This is a genomic window from Psychrobacter sp., from assembly GCF_018260395.1.
In the GTDB taxonomy this organism is placed as follows: domain Bacteria; phylum Pseudomonadota; class Gammaproteobacteria; order Pseudomonadales; family Moraxellaceae; genus Psychrobacter.
The window spans coordinates 1-20,835 of the sequence record NZ_JAGLBC010000034.1; the positions used below are offsets into that span (position 1 = coordinate 1).

The window sequence follows — 20,835 nt, forward strand, 5'->3', positions numbered from 1 at the left end:
CAGGTAGATATAGGAAATGGCTTAAATGACTATCCAAAAGTCCTATAAAATTGCTACCATAAGCACATTTTTTTAGTATTTTTTATTTAGCAGTTTTAGCATTGACGGCTTGTATTTATAAGCAATGCTCATTTTCGAACCATTCTGAATTAACAGCCTATTGGCTTTGACAATAATATTCTTTTTTATCACCCTGCTTAAAGGTAATTCTCAGTTATGAGCCATATCTTCACTCCCGTCAAATCTGCTGTACCCAGTATCCAGAAAGTTATCCTAGCCATAACTGGAGGTATTGCTGCCTATAAATCCGCTATATTAGCCCGTTTATTAATTAAAGAAGGTTTTGAAGTTAGGGTCATTATGACCCAAGGTGCGCAGCAGTTTATTACGTCATTAACTTTGCAAGCATTGACTGGCAATGAGGTACATACCGAATTATTAGATACCAAAGCTGAAGCTGGTATGGGCCATATTGAATTAGCAAAATGGGCAGATCTTATTGTAATAGCGCCGGCCTCAGCCAACACTTTGGCGCGTTTGGCAATGGGCATGGCGGATGATTTGTTGACAACGGTGTGTTTGGCCACAGCGGCTCCAGTTATGATAGCACCGGCAATGAATCAGCAAATGTGGTCACATCCTGCCGTACAATTGAATGTCCAAACATTAGGCGATATGGGGTACGAAATCATAGAACCAGATAATGGGGTTCAAGCATGTGGCGATACGGGTGCAGGAAGACTGCCTGAGCCGGATATGCTATTGCGTGAAGTCATTAACTTCAAAGCCCGCTTAACTGTGCCGCAGTGCTTAACTGGTAAAAAGGTTACCATTACTGCAGGACCGACCGTAGAAGCGATTGATCCAGTACGGTTTTTATCAAATCATTCCACTGGCAAAATGGGTTTTGCTTTGGCTCGTGCTTGCCGAGATGCTGGGGCAGAAGTGACCTTGATCGCTGGTGGTAAAGTAAGCTTAATGACCCCGCTACAAGTTAAGCGCGTTGATGTTCTGTCTGCAAATGACATGCTACAAGCCGCAATTCGCTCTGCCGAAGCTGGCTGTGATATCTTTATTGCGACAGCAGCAGTAGCCGATTATCGCACTCGCGATGCTGCCCCGCAAAAAATCAAAAAAACCCAAGATGAAATGATTCTAAATCTAGTGAAAAATCCTGATATTTTGGCAACCATTTCTCACAGTTATCCTACTATGTTTGTGATGGGCTTTGCTGCAGAAACTCAAAATGTTGAAAAATATGCTCAAGGCAAGTTAGCTGCTAAAAGCTTAGATATGATTGCTTGCAATGATGTGTCACGTACAGACATTGGATTTGCTAGTGATGAAAATGCGATGACCGTGTTTTTTGCGGATAAGTATCAAAAACAGCCGGTTGAGTTAAAAAAAATGAGCAAAACTAACATAGCTGAACATTTAATAAACCTAATAGGTGATGTATTAGATTAAGTGTAAGATTAAAATATTGTTGGGGGACGAGTAGGTTCGCTATTTTCATTAAGTAAAGTTTTGAATGCACAATTATATTTTTAACTATTAAAAGCAATTAGTTATTTCATATGTAAATTCAATATTTATTTATAACAGCCTTATGCAAATAATGCCCCTTTATACTAATATCACTGATACTTCATTAAGTGATTCCACAATATGTTTAATCAAATAACTTAATATAATAAGGATTGGCAATGACCGATGTTTCTGAAAACATTAAAAGAATGAACTCGACTTTAGAGGCTATGCTGTCTCATCGCTCAGTTCGCAGCTTTACTGAAGAGCCGATTAGTCCTGAAATGCTGGAAGCGGTATTAGAAGCGGGTCGTGCTGCTTCAACATCAAACTATATGCAATCTGTCAGTATTATTCGCATTACTGATCCTCAGCAGCGTATCAAGTTTCACCAAATTTCTAATGGTATGAGTGAAGAGGAATACAATAAAGCTAAGAGTGAGGGCAAAAAGCTGGCACATCAATACATTTTAGAATGTCCAGAGTATCTCGTTTTTTGTATGGACAACTATCGTCATCAACTAGTTGAGCCAGAGGCGCAGCTTGATTGGATGGAGGTTGTGCTTATTTCTGCAGTTGATGCCGGTTTATATGCGCAAAACGTACTGGCCGCTGCAGAATCTCTAGGATTAGGTGGTGTCTATATCGGCAGTATGCGTAATGATATTGAACGAGCGGGTGAGGTGATTAAAGCGCCCAAACATGTTGTACCGTTATTTGGTATGTGCTTGGGTCATCCTAGTGATTCACCAGTTAATGCTACGCAAAAACCGCGCTTTCCTCTGTCTATGTTGGTCTCTGAAAATGAGTATAAGCCTGCCACTCAGCAACAAATCGACGCGTTCAATGAGACTGTAAAATCGTACTATGAACAGCGTGGCAGTGATAATCATCAAGCTTGGGAAGCTCAAGTGACCAAAACCTTCGCAACAGCAGTACGTCCTCAAGTCATGCCTTACTTAAACAAACAAGGTTATGCCAAACGTTAGTTCTTAGTAAAGATATTTTGTAAAGCTGAGTTAATTTCATGTTACAGGGATAGAACATCTTCAATTTTGAACAGCTATTGCTGCCTTTTATATTCGCAGTGGGCTCATTGTTACATGGTATAACAGGTATAGGAGTTACCTTAGTAACAACGGGTTCATTGGCGAGTATGTATCCTCTGCAACACGCCATTATTCTCACTATTTTTCCCTCCTTTGCACTTAACCTGATGACTTGGCTCATTGGGGGCGAGCGTAGTGTCTGGGGTAATTTTACTTATTATTTAAAACACTATTGGCTATTGGCTTTAATGAGTCTGCTTGGCAGCTTAGTGGGTGTTAAGCTATTAATGTGGGTTGATAGCAACTATATTTTATTGCTATTGGCTGTGGTGATAGCTTTTTATGTGACCAGCAATGCGTTGGGTAAAAAAATAATCCTAACAACTACCACGCCAGTGCTGATAGTAACAGGACTTATAGCGGGAATAGTGGGGGGCTCGACCAATGCCATGTCGTCCATATTACTCATGTATCTGATAGGCAGTACCAATGATAAAAAACACTATCGCCAAGGTGGGTAATATGTGTTATTTACTCGGAAAAGTCGCTCAAATTATAATCCTTCGAGAGTCGATAGTGGCACTACCCAAAAGCGATTTGCTGCTTATTTTGATACTTACCATTACCTCTATTGCGTTTTTGTTGATTGGTATACGTTTGCGCCGTTATCTATCACAAGAAGAGTTTCGCCAATTGGTACTGGTTATCTTAACAGCAATAGGCATACGAGTGGGCTGGCAGGGTATAATAGGGCTGATAGGTTAGCCACAGTTTTTTTATATATTTACCACCATTTAATGATAAATCCTCTATGATCCGAGCCTTTCCAATCCATGGCTTTAGTATTAACAGAGGCTTCGTTTGAATTCACCAATACCTGATCAATACCTATACCAAAGGGACGCCAAGTTGGCAGTCCTGTTATTGTGGTACGCCTTAAATAACTAGCATCTGCTTTAGACTGACTCATAAAGTCTCGATAAACAGGCGAGAAAGCTGAAAGGTTAAAGTCTCCGACCACCATTACAGAATAGTGTTGATCAGATTTAATTAATTTTGCTAACTGTTGTAAGTACTGGTTTCTTAAGGAAGCAAAATTTCTACCCAAAGGAGGCGGGGGATGCGCCACATATAGTACTTTTTGTTTAGTAAGAGAGTCGCTTTGCTTGGCTATGGCGTCTGTTGATGTTTGAGATAATTTCGCATTAGATAAAACGGCATCAGATAAATCAGTATCAGATAAATCATCAGAAGCTAAATGAATTGAAGGTGCGCCTGAAAATTCTAGTCTGGCGACAGGAAAGCCAGATAACATAATTATGTTGCAATGGCTAGCCATGTTTTTGGTAAATACTTGCATGGCAAATGGGCTGCTTTCACTGTTACCACAATGAGAGGGGTAGTATTTGGCAAGTTTGATAAGAGTGCTATGCCAGTTTGAACCTCCGGCTTCTACCAATGCCACCACATCAGGTTGTAAGTTAGAATGGCTTGATAAATTAACAAGCTGTTGTAGGGTCTGATTAGTTTGAGAGTTATTAATATTGACGTTTTGGTAGGCAATAGTCATATGGTTAGAGAGGTTAGGCTTTATGCTAGTATCAGATGTGAACATATTTGATATAAGACTAAAAGGTTGCAACGACCAGACGGCCAGACTAATGCCAACAATAGCCATAATGGTACGTATAAAGAATCGATAGGATAATGTTGCTTTGACAAACAAAGCATCTCTATTTGGGAATATTGACCATGCCAATAAGGTTAATACGGCTAGGTGTGGCACATAATGGCTAAAAAGCTCTAATTGCCAGACATAACGACCCAATAGCTGACTTAGAGTCATAACTACAATAGCAATGATGGCTAACCAAAATAGTAGCCTACTCAAGAACTGAACCAATATATGCATAATGAAGAAAGCACTGTGTTAAGAGAATATTGTATTAAAAGAGCACTGTATTAAAAGAGCACTGTATTAAGAGAACTGGATTTAGTATAAATTATTAGACTAAAGTTTTTAAAGGAAAGTGATTGAGTTAACCTATTAAATTAAACAGTACCCAACAGAATAAGTGAATATAGCTAATGAGCGCTAAGACCAATAAGACCAATAAAATTGAGACCATAGAAAACGTACAATCTTTAGAACGTCATATCAAGCATCTTATTAACATTGAACCTCGATTTGGTCTAGTCTATAAGCAAGTAGGCACCCCTAGCTTACGCCGTAACGAGGGTGGGTTCAATGAATTAATGCGTGCTATGGTGGGACAGCAGCTATCTGTGGCTGCCGCTGCCAGTATTTGGAATAAATTAGATTTAGCAGGCGTCACTACGCCCCAAGCCATAAAAGACGCTGATGATGAGGCGCTTCGTATCAATGGTTTATCTAGACAAAAAATTCGCTATCTTCGCTCATTGATTGAGCATGATATTAACTTTGATGCATTAAAAATTATGCCTGATGAAGAGGTTATCACTACTTTAACGGCAGTAACAGGCATAGGTAGATGGACGGCAGAAATGTATCTACTATTTAGTTTAGGCCGAGCGGATGTATTAGCGGTGGACGATCTAGCTATCAAAGTGGGCGCGATGGACTTACTTAAGCTTGATACTAGACCTACTCCCAAACAATTAAAAGAGCTATCTGAGCCGTGGTCGCCTCATCGAAGTGCTGCAAGCTTACTGTTATGGGCGCATTATGGATGGCTCAAAAATCGGGATGCTGTGCCTTTGTAAGCACAGCTCTTATTAGACCATAATCTTAAGTCTTATTCAGTTTTTTGCAATTCAAGTAATCTTTGATATAAAGCATTCTTCTTCACGCCAGTAATATCAGAGGCCAAAGCCGCCGCTTTTTTGACCGATAAATCCTCAATTAAGCGTAACAGTAGTTTATCATGAATACTATTATCGTCTGAGTCATTGTTAACATCGCCACCTATGACCAATACTATCTCGCCTTTTTGCTGATTGTTATCTGATTCCACAAATTGAACCAATTCACCTAAGGTGGATTTTTTGACGGTTTCAAATGTTTTGGTTAATTCGCGACACAAAGTAGCTGGGCGATTGTCACCAAACACGTTAGCCATGTCTTTAAGGCTTACCAAAATACGGTGCGGCGCTTCATAAAATATTAAAGTTTCGGTACGATCAGCATATTGTTCAAGCTGTTTGACACGGCCATGAGTTTTGGCTGGTAAAAAACCAACAAAGCAGAATTTATCCGAAGGTAGGCCGGCCACGCTTAGGGCAGCAATAGCCGCACTAGCGCCCACCACTGGCACTACGCCAACACCTGCTGTGTGAGCTGATTGTACCAATTGATAGCCAGGATCGCTGATAAGGGGCGTGCCAGCATCACTGATTAAAGCTACAGAGTGTCCACGCTGGATCATTTCAATTATTTTTGGCGTTTGAATTTCACTATTGTGTTCATGATACGCCCAAGTCTGAGTACTGATGCCAAAGTTTGACAACAACTTGCCTGAAGTACGAGTGTCTTCACAAGCGATGATATCTACCTGCTTTAAAGTTTCGATAGCACGAGCCGTGATATCACCCATATTACCAATAGGGGTGGCGACAATATATAAGTATGCTTTGGCAACGGAATTATTACAATGTGTTTGATACTGAGCACCTTGCTGAAGGTCATCTTGCTGTGACATAAAAGGCCTTAATTAGAATTTTGAATAAACAAATGAGGAGCATGCTAACAGTTTACCATGATGTGCTAATATATCTTACACTCCTATCAATTTAACAGGCCCAATTATGCCATCTAACCCTGCCTTACTAAAGTCGCCCAAACAGCGACATGGGGGGAATTATGAACAACTTGCGGCAGATTTGTTGCAACAAAAAGGGTTGTCCCTTATCGCTAAAAACTGGCAACAATCTAAGGTCGGTGAGATTGACTTAATTATGTTACACCCAGGGCAAGCTTGGGATACTTTGGTATTCGTAGAAGTGCGTAAACGTAAGGTATCCAATTATGGAGATGCTTTGATGAGTATAACCGCTGCTAAGCAACGAAAAATAATAAAAACTGCTCGTTTCTTTTTAACCCGTAATCCTAGCTATGCCCATTTGGATTGCCGATTTGATGTAATAGCCTTCAATGAGTTTGCAACTGAAGAAAACTACAAACCGAAGACTTTTAAAGCGCCAATTAAGGCTGATGCCATATTAAGTGAACCTGAGTGGATACAGGGCGCTTTTATTGCGAAAGCTTGGTAGCTAGTCGAAGAAAAATAGAAAGTTATAAATCATGGGTTTATATCTTAAAATAAGAACTTAGACATTAAACCGAAAAGATTTAAACTTACATGATTATCGTCATCAAGGTTTCTTAAACTAAGGTTTTGTTACCAAATATGTAAGGTAGATTGGACTTATAACGGTAAACTAGGCAAAATATTTTGCAACAATAAATGTTCGTATCGTAGAAATGAAATCGATAAAAGGCAGATAAAAGATAGAAATACGAACCTTGCTTTATAATTAAAAGCTATCTAATTACAAATAGTTGATGAAGCTATAAATAAGGATATTATAAAATGGTAAGTTCTTGGTTTTCAGACCATAAATCTATTAAACGTAGCACTGTTTGTGCCATGCTAAGTGTCAGCTTATTAAGCGGCTGTGTGTCAATGCAAGCCATAAAGTCACCAAATGAAACCTTTGGTGTGCCCGCAACAGACAGAACTTTGGCACAGCGCATTTTGGATAAAAGTATTGAAAATACGGCGATAGTTAATATCAGTCGTATTAGTCCTATTTTTGCTGAACATAGCCAAGTGAGCGTTAACAGCTTTTATAGTACCGTATTGTTGACTGGAGAAGTGCCTGATGAAGCTTCAAAAAAACAGGTAGAAGCTATTGTTGCCTCTATGCCAGACGTTAAGAAGTTGTACAATAAATTGCAAGTGGCAAATATTAGAGGTGCCAGTTATACCATTCATGATGCTTATCTAAGCTCTAAGATAAATGCGAAGATTTTAGCCAACAATGCCATAAAAAATAGTCAAGTTAAGGTGGTCACTGATGACGGTATCACCTATGTTATGGGTAAATTAACCCCTGCTCAGCGTGAACATTTAATCAATATTATCAATAGTACGATAGGCATTAAAGAGTTGGTGTTATTGACAGATTTGATTGACAATACTGGAGCGATAATTAATGAAGATGCTGTTATTCAAGAGAAAAATTTAGAGCCTCCAGCTCCTCGTTACATTGAAGAACCAGTTCAAGGGGTGCCTTCTGTAGATCAGTCTTATATCAATCAACAGGCTACCAGACAAGCGGCAACTGTTAACTATCCAAATAGCCCATCTGATAATAATCCGCCTAATAACTTAACTAACAACTTAGACAATAACTTATCCAATAGTGCTGACAGTCAATCCGCACCGGTGAGAGACACTTCAAATATTTATCCTAGTCCCTATGTAGAATAAATAAGTAGAATAAATAGATCGTTTAAGTAAATTTGATAATGGTAATCAGTCGAATGGCTTTACTTGTATAGTTGCAAGTTACGATACCAAAACTAAGCCTATATCTGAATACATATTATTGATTAGTTAACGATTGATACATTTTACAAGGCACATTTTCGAAAGTCACATTATCGTCAGGCGCATCATCTACAGACACATTAACCAAAGGGTTACCAAAAATCATGCACAATTATAGAAAATTGACGGTTTCACTGGCAGTGGCTGGCGTGGCATTCTTTACCTTCCAAAGCGCTGCCAATGCCTCATCAGGTTTAACCTTATTAAATTTGATTAGTCCAAATGGTGAAGTCAGTATTACTAAAGACGTAAGTTACGGTGATGACCCTGATCAGAATTTAGATATCTATTATCCAAAAGCGTTGGCCAAAGCTATACACAGCCATGAACAGCCAAAAGCTACCTATCCATTGATTGTCTTTGTTCATGGAGGCTCATGGGAAAATGGCAATAAAGAGCAATACGCTTTTGTGGGTCAAAGCTTGGCGAGAGCGGGGTATGTGACCGCTGTTATAAACTATCGAAAAGCACCATATTATATCTATCCTGCCTTTGTGCAAGATACGGCTCAAGCGATTGCATGGACATATGACAATGCTAACAAATTCTATGCCGATGCCAATAAAATGGCAGTCATTGGACATTCAGCAGGGGCATTTAACGTAGTAGCCGCTGTCTCAAATGCTGATTTTTTAAAGCCTTATGGGTTACAGCCAAGCAATATTAAAGCGGTGGTAGGGATTGCAGGGCCTTATAGCTATGACTTTAGAAAGTTCTCTTCGCGAAGTGTCTTTCCAGAAGGCTCAAGTCCAGAACAGGTGATGCCAGATAGTTTAATTAAGGCAGGTAATAGTGGTAAACAGCCTAATTATTTACTGATGACGGCTCAAAATGATGATGTAGTGCATATTAGCAATACTGAAAAAATGACTGAAGCCTTAAATAAAGCAGGTGCTAATGTGGTTACCGAACAGATTAAAGGTGCCAGTCATGCTACTAGTATCGCTGCCATGTCTACTTCATTAAGCTGGGTTAATTCGGTACGACCACAGTTATTAAGTTATTTACAGCAGCAATTAAATTAGCGAAAACTTATTTAAATAGAAGTGATATTGGACATAGTTGCTTGTTATAAATAAACATCTATTAGCCAAACCTCCTTTACACTTGCTATAATCGACAACTTAATGCTTGTTAGCCATTTTTAGACCATAACTTATTTAATTTGCAAATAGGGACACGCCCTTAATATCTTCTCAAACCAATTTTTTATTTTTTACTCGTTCCTTAGCACTAATTTTTTAGAACTAAGTTTTTATTACTAATTGAATTATTATTTATAGGTAGGTAGTTGCCATGAACGCTGACGACTTAATCGCATTTTTACAACCGTATTTCCCAGAAGGCTTTATTCAAGCAGCAAATCAAGGCAATAAATTTGATGTCCGTGTTGTTGATTCAAGCTTTGAAGGCAAGCGTTTGGTACAGCGTCAACAAGCTGTCTATGGTTTGGTAGGTGATATTATTGCTAGTGGGCAGATACACGCTCTTAATATTCAAGCATTGACCCCAAAAGAGTGGGATGAGAAACAAGCCAATCAATAATTTGATTGAGTCACCTGACTAGACTAGGCACCATAAAATATTGGCCGCCAGTGTTAGTTTTCATAAATTTTTTATTGTATTTAGTTTAGGATAGTATTCAATGGACCAATTTCTTATTACAGGCCGTAGTCGTATTGCAGGCGAAGTCACTATATCTGGCGCAAAAAACGCGGCCTTACCTCTTCTAGCTGCTATGATTTTGGCAGAAACCCCCACCACATTGAATAATGTTCCTTCTTTGCAAGATGTTCGTACTTTAATTAAATTAATTAAAGGACTCGGTATTACTATTGAAAAGGATGGTAATACTGTTAAATGCGACACTAGTACTATCAAAAATCATTTCGCTCCCTATGAGCTGGTTAAGACCATGCGTGCCTCTATTTTAGTTTTGGGTCCATTATTGGCTCGTTTTGGCGAAGCAGAAGTATCATTGCCTGGTGGCTGTGCCATTGGATCACGTCCTGTAGATCAACATCTTAAAGCTTTTGAAGCAATGGGTGCTGATATCAGGGTTGAAAATGGTTATGTTATTGCTAAAGCTCCAGAAGGCGGTCGTCTAATCGGTTGCGAGTTTGGCTTTGACATGGTTACAGTAGGAGGTACTGAGAATGTTCTTATCGCAGCCACTTTAGCTAAGGGTACCACTATCTTAGAAAACTGTGCTCGTGAACCTGAAGTGGTAGATTTAGCAAATATGCTAGTGGCTATGGGCGCTAAAATCAAAGGTATAGGTACTTCATCTTTGACCATTGAAGGCGTTGAATGTTTAAAAGGCTGTGACTATTCAGTGGTTGCTGACCGTATCGAAACTGGGTCTTACTTAGCGGGCGCTTTGATGACAGAAGGCGATGTCACTACTAAAAATACTGACCCTTCGCTATTGCTACCGGTGCTACAAAAGTTTGAAGAAATGGGCGCTACAATCACTACTGGTAAAGATTGGATTCGTGCACAAATGACCGGACGTCCTAAACCGATTGATATTCGTACTCAGCCACACCCAGGTTTTCCAACAGACATGCAAGCCCAATTAATGGCAGTATGCTGTTTGGCAGACGGTACTAGCACCGTTATTGAAAATATCTTTGAAAACCGATATATGCATGTTCCTGAGTTAATGCGTATGGGTGCAGACATTCAAGTGGATGGGCATACAGCAATCATTCGTGGTGTTGAGGCGTTTAATGCTGCGCCCGTAATGGCCACAGATTTGCGTGCCTCTATGTCCTTGGTTATGGCCGCCGCCGCAGCAGAAGGTAAAACGTTAATTGATCGCATCTATCATATTGACCGTGGTTATGAAAATGTGGAAGAAAAGTTGCGTGGCTTAGGGGTGACAATTGAACGAGTTAATCCAGTTACGGACAAAGCTAACTCAGAAATGAGCGGCGAGTAATTAATGCTCGATTATTTTTCTAAAGTAGTTAATACTCAACTGTTAAGCTGAGTATTAGCTGGTTTACTTTAAGCATTCGTTAAACTAAGCATGAGTTAAATTATAGCTTCAGTAATGAAAATATAAGTTAATGTAAAACAGTAGTAAACATCAAACGAATCTAAAAACACTCTCATCAATTAAGACAAACCTTACTATGACTGATACCAATGAATTATTGAATCAAGCGGATAGTGATTATAACGGCTTAACTTTAGCTTTATCTAAAGGGCGAATTTTAAAAGAAACGATTCCTTTATTAAAAGCTGCTGGTATCGAGCTTTTGGAAGATCCTGACAAATCACGTAAATTGATTTTTCCAACCTCACATGACCAAGTTCGAGTATTGATTTTACGTGCTAGTGATGTACCTACGTATGTTGAACATGGGGCAGCGGACTTTGGAGTCGCTGGTAAAGATGTTTTATTAGAGTATGGTGCAAAGCATGTTTATGAGCTGCTTGATTTAAAAATTGCACAGTGTAAATTGATGACTGCAGGTATTAAAGGGGCAGAATTACCTAACCGTCGTCTACGTATTGCAACCAAATATGTCAATGTGGCACGGGCTTATTTTGCCAGTCAAGGTCAGCAAGTGGACATCATTAAACTTTATGGTTCTATGGAGCTGGCGCCGTTAGTCGGCTTGGGTGACTTAATTGTTGACGTGGTTGATACCGGTAATACTTTGCGTGCTAACGGTCTTGAGCCGTTAGAGCATATTGCTGATATTTCCTCACGTTTAATTGTCAACCAAGTCAGCTATAAGCGTAAATTCGACTTGCTCTCGCCCATACTTGAAAGCTTCAAACACAGTATTGGTTAGTAATGACTAGGCTTAGTCGCTAAATCTAAGCGCTGCTATACTTAGACGCTGCTAACTCAGTCTTCATGATCGCACCCATAAAAAAACACCGCCTATTTATTTTGATGGGCGGTGTTTTTTTATAGTTAGCTAATTTAAACGAGATCAATTTAACTAAGGTTTGACTTAAACTTAATAGTCTAAACCGGTTGCAATATACAAGCGATCACTGTCTATATCGGTCATAGCACTGTCAAGATATTTTTGTTCAAGTACGTTGTCGTTTGACCAAGTGGCAAAGTCGTCATCATTTAATAGCCCTAAACGTCCGTCGCCCATTAGCCACATACCTTCAAGCTTGTCATGGGGATATCCAAAAGCTTTAACTGCATCAAGCACTAATGTTTTGCTAACCGGTTTGATACCTGTAGTTGTGAGTGCTGTCCAGCCCGCATCGCTATTGCCCGCAGCACTTAGATACTGCTCAACAGTTTTGCCGGCAAGAGTTAACCCAAGGCGGCTATCTTGTTGCACATTTGCAGTTGGCATAATGGCTTCTAAATTGGTTGCCCCGTCTAGGGCAATTTTATAAATATGCTTTTGAGCCCCTGGTTTTTGTAATTCAAACTCACCGTCACGCTCAATCACTAAAAAGTGACGGTTGTCTAAAGCGACAATGCCAGAGTTAGAATTTTCTGCTTTTTCTTGTTTGTATAAGTACTGCCCAATATCCCCAGTTTTTAAATTTACTGTCACTATGCGAGTAATATTTTGCTTAGTAACCGCTTTATCGGGATTGGCTAGGGTCGACTGCATAATGCCCACTAAAGTGGTTTGATCTGGAGTGATGGTTAGCCCCTCCATACCACGATTAGCGCGGCGATTTGCAAACTCGCCGGGTAGCAATATCTTTTTGCCATTAATAATCACATTGTTGCGCTCATCAGATTCAAAGGCGTTAATACGATTAATTTCACGACCATTGGCATCAAAATGAACCAGATGCGGACCATATTCGTCACTTACCCAAAAGGTGCCATCTTTTAAAGCGACTAGCCCTTCTGAATCTAAACCAAAGTTGTCGGTTTTACTAGGATTACTCTTCTCATCAAAAGGCTTAGAGGCATCGGTAGCAATGATTTTACCCTGTACATCGTAGGCGAGCTCACCAGTACCGCCTAGTTTTGAGCTATTGGGCAAACCAGTAATAGGGTTACCAGCAGTATCTTTTAGTAAAATCTCTTTAATTTTTTCAATACGCCCGTCTGTTTTAAGCTCAAATAGCCCAATACGCGGTGTGTAGTTTGGCGTTAGAAACTGCTTGCCTTTGCCTTCTTTACCTTCATAATCTGCATTAGGCCCACGGTCGGTTAGCACATAAAACTGCATAGGATTAGCAGGATTAGCTGCCGCATCAGAACCGTAACCGCCATTGCGGATTTCTACCATATCATCGCTGTTACCAATACGTACTTGTAACAATGTTGTGGCGGGTAAGCTAGTACCTTGTTGATAGTTGGCGATGGCGATATTTAAATCTGATATAGGTGAATTTTGAGTTTTACCAATTGCCGGCTTCACAGGTATCGAACCGTCTTGCGTTGCTAGTGGCGTACTACAGCCACTTAATAATGCCAATACAGAGGCGGTCAGCGTAGTGAACACGATATTTTTATATAGTTTGGTAGTCGTTATCATATTTAGGTTCTCAGAATAGGCAAAGAGGGAAAAAAAGGAACATCCATGGATTACAATAACGTAACATTGTGACATTAAAATTAATAACAAAATTTTGTAGATAACAAAGTAGGGCTCTAAGTTGCCAAAAAGGGCAATTATATATAACTTTCAAATATGCCGTCCATGATGGTATTTTAGAGATACTTAAACAAACAGGTAATAACCTTATGCATCTCAAAATAAAGTAACATAAGGAACTAAAGCATCAGCATCAGCTAAGCCAATTGCATACGCCTATTGACACCCAAAAGCGCTACACTTATAGTGTTTGAGCTTAAACTTAAGCTGTTTTAGATTATTGGAAAATCAAACTGGCAGCGACTATTGTTTTAAACTAGCTTGTTAAAACATCAAAAATTGTACATGTTACACTGGTATTTTTTTAATCAAGTCCTCATTAATGTAACCTCAAATCTTTAATATTTTAAGCCTCAGCACAAGGATTTTTCATGCGTACTCTAAACAGCATTGATGCTAATTTTGATAAACAGTTAGCTGAATTGCTAGCTTTTGAAACCGTGAATGACAAACATTTATTAGTAACCGTTGATGATATTATCGCGCAAGTTCGTAGCATGGGTGATGAAGCGGTATTAGCTTTAACCCAAAAATTCGATGCGCATCCTGCTACTAGCATGCAGCAGCTAGCTTTAACAGCTGAAGATTTAAAAGCAGCATATGAGACATTAGGTGCTAAAGTTAAAAGCGCTTTAGCTATTGCAGCCGAGCGTATTACAAGTTTTCACCAACATCAGGCACAGTCTTCATGGGATTATACAGATGAGTTAGGCAACCGCTTAGGTCAAAAAGTTACTCCTCTTGATAGAGTGGGTATTTATGTTCCTGGAGGTCTCGCCTCGTACCCTTCATCGGTATTAATGAATGCTATCCCTGCTAAAGTTGCCGGTGTGGGCGAAGTTATCATGGTAGTACCGGCGCCAAAAGGAGAGTTGAATCCTTTGGTATTGGCCGCTGCATATCTTTCAGGAGTGGATAAAGTATTTACTATTGGCGGCGCACAAGCAGTAGCGGCCTTAGCGTATGGCACACAAACCATTCCTCAGGTTGATAAAATAACTGGACCCGGTAATAAATATGTTGCTGCTGCCAAACGAGCTGTCTTTGGCCAAGTCGGTATTGATATGATAGCTGGTCCTTCTGAAGTCTTGGTCTATGCAGAAGGTGAGGCTAGCGATAATGCAGAATGGTTGGCAATGGATTTATTGTCTCAAGCTGAGCATGACACAGTAGCCCAAGCTATTTTTGTCACCACAAGTCCTGAGCAATTACGTGAGGTAGAGCAAGCAATTGAGAAAGCACTTGAATTATTGCCAAAAGCGGATATTGCACGTGAAGCCTTGCACAACCGTGGCGCCTTGATTTTAGTAAAAGACCGAGCACAAGGTATTGAAGTTATAAATCGTATTGCGCCTGAGCATTTAGAGTTATCACTGGATAATCCTGATGAATTAGTGAATGATATTCGCCATGCTGGAGCAATATTTATGGGTCGACATACCCCAGAAGCTATTGGTGATTATTGTGCAGGGCCAAATCATGTGTTGCCAACTTCTGGCACAGCACGATTTTCTTCACCACTAGGAGTATATGATTTTCAAAAGAAATCATCGATAATATATTGCTCTGTTGAAGGTTCAAAATTCTTGGCAAAAGTGGCCGATACATTAGCAATGCAAGAAAACCTTGAAGCGCATGCCCGCTCAGCACGTTTCCGTAGCGAATAGGGTTCATTTCGTTCCTAGTGGAACGAATGAGGGTTTGGAGCTAAAACTAGTTCAAAGTTAAAGGTAGTTCAGAGTTAAAAATAGTTAATAGTTAAAATAAGTTCAAAAGAATCAATCGCCTTCAATGCTTTAATGAATTTATGCTATATTAATGTCGAAAGTTATAGCGACAACAACTGACGCTTAGAATTAACTTATTCGCTATCATCTACGTTTACTAGCGTTTATAGGTTATCAGCGTGATAAGATATGTTATTAGATGTAAAGTCTTACTTGAACACAATATATAGCATGAGCTAATTAATTAGAAAATTTGAAATGATAGGTCTATCAAAATCAATCAACAGCCTATGCAATAAATCTATACTAATAATAAGTGATAAAGATTATGGAATTTAAACTTGATACCCGTTTGTGGTCCACCAAAGCACGTAATTTAAACCCTTACGTGCCAGGTGAACAACCCCAACATGAGAATCTATGCAAGTTAAACACCAATGAAAATCCATTTCCACCATCACCAAAAGTAGCCGAGGCAATTACATCTGTTTTGATCAATCAAGCCCACCAGCTCAGGTTATATCCAGCCCCTGAATCAAATGATTTAAGACAGGCTTTGGCGCAAGTGTATAACTTAGACATCAATCAAGTGTTTGTTGGCAATGGCTCCGATGAAGTATTAGCTTTGGTATTCGCAAGTTTCTTTTTGAAAGAGCGTCCTGTATTGGCGCCCGACATCAGCTACAGCTTTTATCCTGTCTATGCAGACACTTTTGGTGTTAATTTAGTCAAAATACCTTTGTCTGCCGACTTTAGCATCGAAAGTAGTGATTACCGTCAACCTTGTTCTGGTATCATTATTGCCAACCCTAATGCACCAACCGGTATCTTAATGTCGTTGGAAGCTATTGAAAAATTGGTTACAGAGCATCCCAATGCAGTAGTCGTTATTGACGAAGCTTATATTGATTTTGCTGACCAAGAGTCAGCGTCAGCCGTTGGCTTAATTGATAAGCATGATAACTTATTGGTGACCCAAACCTTCTCTAAGTCTCGCTCTTTGGCTGGATTAAGAGTAGGTATGGCGTTTGGTAATCCTTCGTTGATTGAAGCACTGACCCGAATGAAAAACAGCTTTAATAGCTATCCGTTAGATCGCTTGGCCCAAGCAGGTGCGCTTGCCAGTGTGAAAGATGTGGAATATTTTGAGCAGACCTGTCGTCAAGTGATTGAGTTGCGTCAACAGTTGGTTAGTGACTTAAATGAGCTAGGTTTTAGCGTGTTACCGTCGCAAGCGAATTTTATATTTGCGCGTCCTCAACAAGGTAATGCCAGTGAAATAGCACAAGCTTTGCGTGAACAAGGGGTTATAGTTCGATATTTTGATAAACCCCGAATTAAGGAGTACTTGCGTATCACTGTAGGGACTACAGAACAAAATCAGCGTTTGATTGAGGCGTTAAAGCAAACTGTAGAAGTCTAGTTTGACAGATTTTAATTTTTTTAACCGCAAACTTTGAGAACGTAAAGCTTAAATATATGAAAGCATTTAATGCTATAAATATCTATTTGTTTTAGTCTTAAATACTGTAAGTTATAATTTCAATAGATTTAAATTACCGCAATTTTTTACTCTAGTTATTTTTGAAATCATATTAGGCTTTAAAATAACACTTAGTTTTAAATAAGAATCAGCTTTAAAATAAGAACTAGATTTAAAACAATAGCTGCATTAATTAGGCCAGAGTCATTTCTGGCCTTATTTGTAAATTCCACCTTATACGGGTGTCTAACATTACTCTTTAGGGCTCAATACTGCCAATAAGTTTCCTACCTTATCCTGACATTCTTGGTATTCTGCATTACATTTTGAGCCCACTGTAATACCACCACCTGCCCATAGCGCAACTTCTCCCTTTGAGTTTGACTGTAGTGAGCGAATAAGCACATTCCATTGACCTGTGCCGTCAAAATTTATATAACCTAAAGTGCCACAATAAGCCCCACGTGGCGCAACTTCTAGCTCACTAATGATTTCAACTGCTCTTTTCTTTGGAGTGCCAGTGATAGATCCAGCCGGCAAGCTATTAAATAATACGGTCAACGGGTGGTGGTGTTTTTTGATGGTAGCAGTAATAGTACTAACCATATGATGCACATTACTAAAGCTTTCAATGGCAAAAATTTTAGGCACTTTGACACTGCCTATTTCTGCATATTTTCCCAAGTCATTACGCAATAAGTCGACAATCATCACATTTTCAGCTTTGTCTTTTTCACTGTTTACTAATTTATTTTTTAATTGTTCATCGTGTTCTGCGCTGCTACCACGCGGTAAAGTGCCTTTGATAGGTTTGGTAATAATCTTCTGTTGACCTTGTTCATTCCGATCAAACGCTACAAACAATTCAGGCGAACAACTCAATAATTCAAATTCAAAACCACTTTTAGGTGACAGAGCAGTTATTGTTTTGCTAACACCTAAATAACCGGCAAAGGGTGCCATAGTTTTCTGTTGTAATTGTGGTAAATAATCAATCAATTTTGGGTTTTGAATATCGTTAACTTTTGAAAAAAGATCGTTTGTCACAGATTCTAATTTCCCTTGCCATTTTTGGGTAAGGTTAATTTGATAGCTATCCCCTTGATATAGATAATTTTGAGTTTGATTAAAAGCTTGGGTATATTGCTCTAAATTCCATAATGCTTTTAAAGGTAGAGCAGGGGAAAGATTAGATTGTTTTATTAAATCAAGTAGCTGCTCGTCAAATAGTTGCAGATAATAAAGTACTGTATCTTTCACAATCTTAGACGTATTACTATTGATATGAAGTGCCCAACCTTGGGATTTTGCAGGCTTAAGATATATATCATAATGAGCCAAGAAAGCAGACGGTTGATCAGCCATGGCAATGTCAGTATTAGGCGCTAAAGCTTTAGCGCCGATATCATAGCCTATAAATCCTATTAATCCATTTTGATAAGATGGGAAGGTAGTGGATTGTTGACAATCAAAGTCTAAGTCATTGTTTTGAATTTGATTGTCATTGCAATAACTTATTAGTTCTTCGATCCATTCATTATAGGTTAAGTGGTAACTGACATGTTCGTTACTGATATGCTCGGCATTAAAATTGTTAGAATGGATTGAGCCATGGTTAGGAGTGCTATTGTCATAAGGGTGAGCCTTGGTTTTATTTAACTCAATATGCCGAGAAGTTTTTAATACTTCAATTTTTAAAGCTGAATCTATTTGAGAGCTTGTATAAGCCGTCCATGCTTTTATTGGCAATAAACCAATAACGGGCTGAGATTCATTACTTAACCAACAAAGGTGCCAAGATAACTTACAATGGCTATGACGCTCCAAAAAACTAGCCAAATGCGGCATAAGCTCATGGGCAGGCAGGTTTGCGAATGAAAAAGTGTGGTAAATCATAAAAGCTCAATGGGTTTAAACGATGCACGCAAAATTATAACTGTCAATAATGTATTTTATAGGGTCAGCTATTAAGCAAATAATAAGGATATACTGATAAGCAAATAATAAGCATATATTGATTATATAAAGCACTAATAATTGGCTATTTTACATTGAGCTAAAGAGTGATAACACTGTTTCAACTGATATATTGTTTTTAATTACATAAAATTAATAATACTGCTCAAATTTATGGATATATTATTTGATAATAAATTAACATTGTACGTTATTCATTGTAAGTTGTTTAAGTCAGTTATTTAATTATTTTATTTAAGTAAGAATCAGTGTTAAGTCTCTCTTTAAGCTCCTTATTTGGCTTATTGTATGGCTTTAAACTGAAACTATTTATAAATCCATTCATCAACCAATTACATTTTTAGGAAGAGTTTTCTATGGCTAATAAATCAAAAAAATCTAATAAGAGTAATAAAGTCATTAAAGGCGTTGACGCTGTAGGTAATGTGGCACGTAGTGGTTTAGAGCGCTTTGGCTCAATGTTGGACAGCCTAAATGCTAAATCTGGTAAAGCCAGTCAGTTTAAGGCAGTAGATTTATCAGATTATCAAAATAGTAAGGTTAATAACTTATTAAGCCAACAAACCTTAAAAACTTCAGAACAACTACTGGGTAGCCGTTTTACCACCTATAGCAAATATGCAAAAAAAGTAGTACCAGATAGCATTTTTCAAAAAGCTTCCGATGGTCTTTTCTTTCAGGTAGCTAAATTAGCAGCGACATGGAGTGAAGTTGATTTACCCAGTGAACAACGTTTTGAAGGTATCCAAGGGCTAACGGATCAAGAGCGTAATGCATTGGCTCGTGATATTGCCAATCAAAACCGTGCGTTAGCGACTATGGGCGGCGTAACAGGTTTGGCAGGTCTTCCTGGAATGTTAGCAGATACTCTATGGTTATTGTTGGTCTCTCTACGTACTGTATATCAATTGGCTACAGTTTACGATAAGCCTTTAACAGGCAAACAAGGTGTGAAAATGGCCTATGCGGTATTGGGCAGTGCAGACCTTAGTAAAATGCAAGAGAAACAAACTATTCAAGCCGCACTTGGAGTTGTTAAAGGCTTGGTAGAAAGTTCTGATAATAATGGCTTACGAGGTGAGTTAACTAAAGGATTGGGTCTTATTAATCCAAGTGTGCAATTTTATGCACAACAAGTTGACAAGCTAGCAGAACAATTTAACTTTGATTTAGATAAAATAAATTTAACCTGGTTAGGTAAGTTCTTACCGCTTGTATCAGTTGCTACCACGGTACATTATAACAGTTATCTAATTGATCAAGTCATTGGTGTCGCTAAAGCAACCTTTGGACCAGAACCTATTGCAGCAAAACAGTCCTTAACCAATGGTACTAATAATAATAGTACTAATGGTAATGGTGCTAATAGTAATGGCGCTAATCCAGAAGTTGATACGGACGAGCAATCACAACCAGCCAAAGAGTCTCAAAAACAATCTGAAAAAGATACTGGCGATAAACAGGCTTCTACAACAGAAAGCTCAAATAAAACCGATAATTCTGACCAAGCAACAGATAAAAACGATCAAAATAAAGTCAATGATGAGCCTGAAGTTAGCGATGAAGTAGCTGAGTTATTTGGAGAAGAACCTAAGGATCCAACCAAAGGCGCAGAAACTCAAGAAAGTTATGAGTTTCATACTGATGACGATAAGCATGCTAATAAAGAGTCTGAATCTGATGCTAGCTTTAATGAACAAGAAGCTAAACAAAAAGTTAAAGAAGATGAAACTAATAAAAAAGGCTAAATTGAGTTTAATTTAGCAATAAGATTTTATGGTTTATATTAATTAAGGCGGTTTGATTTTATAGTGCATCACTTTAATTCTAATATATTGAAAAAGTAAGTATTGCAAGTTTAGGCATTTGGCA

Annotated in this window: 18 protein-coding genes; 14 read left to right on the forward strand and 4 right to left on the reverse strand. The window is 38.7% G+C overall.

The genetic code is table 11. The features are described from left to right. Positions 1-216 precede the first annotated feature (216 nt). The 4 genes from coaBC to QZ265_RS04385 all read left to right on the forward strand — a co-directional run bounded on the left by coaBC (position 217) and on the right by QZ265_RS04385 (position 3,341). Positions 217-1,467 (forward strand): bifunctional phosphopantothenoylcysteine decarboxylase/phosphopantothenate--cysteine ligase CoaBC, encoded by a 1,251-nt coding sequence (gene coaBC / locus QZ265_RS04370; RefSeq protein ID WP_296403767.1) that lies wholly within the window; start codon positions 217-219, stop codon positions 1,465-1,467. A 239-nt stretch (positions 1,468-1,706) separates the two neighbouring features. Beyond that, positions 1,707-2,516: an oxygen-insensitive NADPH nitroreductase gene (gene nfsA, locus QZ265_RS04375; RefSeq protein WP_296403768.1), complete on the forward strand. Its 810-nt coding sequence runs from the start codon at positions 1,707-1,709 to the stop codon at positions 2,514-2,516. Positions 2,517-2,593: 77 nt separating this feature from the next. Next, positions 2,594-3,097 carry a sulfite exporter TauE/SafE family protein gene (locus QZ265_RS04380; RefSeq protein WP_296403769.1) on the forward strand — a complete coding sequence of 168 codons (504 nt, stop codon included), beginning with the start codon at positions 2,594-2,596 and terminating at the stop codon, positions 3,095-3,097. Between the two features lies 1 nt (position 3,098). Further along, positions 3,099-3,341 (forward strand): hypothetical protein, encoded by a 243-nt coding sequence (locus tag QZ265_RS04385; protein WP_296403770.1) that lies wholly within the window; start codon positions 3,099-3,101, stop codon positions 3,339-3,341. A gap of 19 nt (positions 3,342-3,360) precedes the next feature. Here the strand turns inward: QZ265_RS04385 and QZ265_RS04390 are convergent, their stop codons facing one another. Continuing rightward, positions 3,361-4,467: an endonuclease/exonuclease/phosphatase family protein gene (locus tag QZ265_RS04390; RefSeq protein ID WP_296403771.1), complete on the reverse strand. Its 1,107-nt coding sequence runs from the start codon at positions 4,465-4,467 to the stop codon at positions 3,361-3,363. A 197-nt stretch (positions 4,468-4,664) separates the two neighbouring features. Here QZ265_RS04390 and QZ265_RS04395 point away from each other — a divergent pair, with 197 nt between their 5' ends. Beyond that, a complete protein-coding gene (locus QZ265_RS04395) occupies positions 4,665-5,321 on the forward strand; it encodes a DNA-3-methyladenine glycosylase (RefSeq protein ID WP_296403772.1) in 657 nt (218 codons plus the stop codon). Between the two features lie 32 nt (positions 5,322-5,353). Here QZ265_RS04395 and rsmI read toward each other — a convergent pair whose 3' ends face one another. Next, positions 5,354-6,256: a 16S rRNA (cytidine(1402)-2'-O)-methyltransferase gene (rsmI, locus tag QZ265_RS04400; RefSeq protein WP_296403773.1), complete on the reverse strand. Its 903-nt coding sequence runs from the start codon at positions 6,254-6,256 to the stop codon at positions 5,354-5,356. Positions 6,257-6,362: 106 nt separating this feature from the next. Between rsmI and QZ265_RS04405 the strand changes: the two genes are divergently transcribed. The 6 genes from QZ265_RS04405 to hisG all read left to right on the forward strand — a co-directional run bounded on the left by QZ265_RS04405 (position 6,363) and on the right by hisG (position 11,979). After that, on the forward strand, positions 6,363-6,827 hold the full coding sequence (locus QZ265_RS04405; RefSeq protein ID WP_296403774.1) for a YraN family protein: 465 nt from the start codon (positions 6,363-6,365) through the stop codon (positions 6,825-6,827). Between the two features lie 320 nt (positions 6,828-7,147). Continuing rightward, the gene (locus tag QZ265_RS04410) at positions 7,148-8,050 is read left to right on the forward strand and encodes a BON domain-containing protein (RefSeq protein ID WP_296403775.1); all 903 of its coding nucleotides are present in this window, start codon (positions 7,148-7,150) and stop codon (positions 8,048-8,050) included. A 224-nt stretch (positions 8,051-8,274) separates the two neighbouring features. Next, the gene (locus QZ265_RS04415; RefSeq protein ID WP_296403777.1) at positions 8,275-9,195 is read left to right on the forward strand and encodes an alpha/beta hydrolase; all 921 of its coding nucleotides are present in this window, start codon (positions 8,275-8,277) and stop codon (positions 9,193-9,195) included. Positions 9,196-9,466: 271 nt separating this feature from the next. After that, a complete protein-coding gene (locus QZ265_RS04420) occupies positions 9,467-9,715 on the forward strand; it encodes a BolA family protein (protein WP_296403779.1) in 249 nt (82 codons plus the stop codon). 100 nt (positions 9,716-9,815) lie between these two features. Beyond that, positions 9,816-11,114, forward strand: a complete 1,299-nt coding sequence (murA, locus tag QZ265_RS04425; protein WP_296403780.1) for a UDP-N-acetylglucosamine 1-carboxyvinyltransferase — start codon at positions 9,816-9,818, stop codon at positions 11,112-11,114. A 196-nt stretch (positions 11,115-11,310) separates the two neighbouring features. Further along, positions 11,311-11,979, forward strand: a complete 669-nt coding sequence (gene hisG, locus QZ265_RS04430; RefSeq protein ID WP_296403782.1) for an ATP phosphoribosyltransferase — start codon at positions 11,311-11,313, stop codon at positions 11,977-11,979. Positions 11,980-12,150: 171 nt separating this feature from the next. Here hisG and QZ265_RS04435 read toward each other — a convergent pair whose 3' ends face one another. Next, on the reverse strand, positions 12,151-13,656 hold the full coding sequence (locus QZ265_RS04435; protein ID WP_296403784.1) for an esterase-like activity of phytase family protein: 1,506 nt from the start codon (positions 13,654-13,656) through the stop codon (positions 12,151-12,153). A 491-nt stretch (positions 13,657-14,147) separates the two neighbouring features. Between QZ265_RS04435 and hisD the strand changes: the two genes are divergently transcribed. Further along, positions 14,148-15,443 (forward strand): histidinol dehydrogenase, encoded by a 1,296-nt coding sequence (hisD, locus tag QZ265_RS04440; protein ID WP_296403786.1) that lies wholly within the window; start codon positions 14,148-14,150, stop codon positions 15,441-15,443. A 388-nt stretch (positions 15,444-15,831) separates the two neighbouring features. Next, entirely contained in the window at positions 15,832-16,926 is a 1,095-nt protein-coding gene (gene hisC, locus QZ265_RS04445; protein ID WP_296403787.1) for a histidinol-phosphate transaminase, read from the forward strand. 312 nt (positions 16,927-17,238) lie between these two features. Here the strand turns inward: hisC and QZ265_RS04450 are convergent, their stop codons facing one another. After that, the gene (locus QZ265_RS04450) at positions 17,239-18,882 is read right to left on the reverse strand and encodes an anthranilate synthase component I family protein (protein WP_296403789.1); all 1,644 of its coding nucleotides are present in this window, start codon (positions 18,880-18,882) and stop codon (positions 17,239-17,241) included. Positions 18,883-19,319: 437 nt separating this feature from the next. Between QZ265_RS04450 and QZ265_RS04455 the strand changes: the two genes are divergently transcribed. Continuing rightward, the gene (locus QZ265_RS04455; RefSeq protein WP_296403791.1) at positions 19,320-20,711 is read left to right on the forward strand and encodes an EcsC family protein; all 1,392 of its coding nucleotides are present in this window, start codon (positions 19,320-19,322) and stop codon (positions 20,709-20,711) included. Positions 20,712-20,835 lie beyond the last annotated feature (124 nt).

Coding starts and splice junctions, on each gene's coding strand:
- nfsA (WP_296403768.1), top strand. CDS start 1,707: ATGACCGATGTTTCTGAAAACATTAAAAGAATGAACTCGACTTTAGAG.
- QZ265_RS04410 (WP_296403775.1), top strand. CDS start 7,148: ATGGTAAGTTCTTGGTTTTCAGACCATAAATCTATTAAACGTAGCACT.
- QZ265_RS04435 (WP_296403784.1), bottom strand. CDS start 13,656: ATGATAACGACTACCAAACTATATAAAAATATCGTGTTCACTACGCTG.
- QZ265_RS04455 (WP_296403791.1), top strand. CDS start 19,320: ATGGCTAATAAATCAAAAAAATCTAATAAGAGTAATAAAGTCATTAAA.
- QZ265_RS04405 (WP_296403774.1), top strand. CDS start 6,363: ATGCCATCTAACCCTGCCTTACTAAAGTCGCCCAAACAGCGACATGGG.
- murA (WP_296403780.1), top strand. CDS start 9,816: ATGGACCAATTTCTTATTACAGGCCGTAGTCGTATTGCAGGCGAAGTC.
- QZ265_RS04450 (WP_296403789.1), bottom strand. CDS start 18,882: ATGATTTACCACACTTTTTCATTCGCAAACCTGCCTGCCCATGAGCTT.
- QZ265_RS04385 (WP_296403770.1), top strand. CDS start 3,099: ATGTGTTATTTACTCGGAAAAGTCGCTCAAATTATAATCCTTCGAGAG.
- QZ265_RS04395 (WP_296403772.1), top strand. CDS start 4,665: ATGAGCGCTAAGACCAATAAGACCAATAAAATTGAGACCATAGAAAAC.
- hisG (WP_296403782.1), top strand. CDS start 11,311: ATGACTGATACCAATGAATTATTGAATCAAGCGGATAGTGATTATAAC.
- rsmI (WP_296403773.1), bottom strand. CDS start 6,256: ATGTCACAGCAAGATGACCTTCAGCAAGGTGCTCAGTATCAAACACAT.
- hisC (WP_296403787.1), top strand. CDS start 15,832: ATGGAATTTAAACTTGATACCCGTTTGTGGTCCACCAAAGCACGTAAT.
- hisD (WP_296403786.1), top strand. CDS start 14,148: ATGCGTACTCTAAACAGCATTGATGCTAATTTTGATAAACAGTTAGCT.
- QZ265_RS04415 (WP_296403777.1), top strand. CDS start 8,275: ATGCACAATTATAGAAAATTGACGGTTTCACTGGCAGTGGCTGGCGTG.
- QZ265_RS04420 (WP_296403779.1), top strand. CDS start 9,467: ATGAACGCTGACGACTTAATCGCATTTTTACAACCGTATTTCCCAGAA.
- coaBC (WP_296403767.1), top strand. CDS start 217: ATGAGCCATATCTTCACTCCCGTCAAATCTGCTGTACCCAGTATCCAG.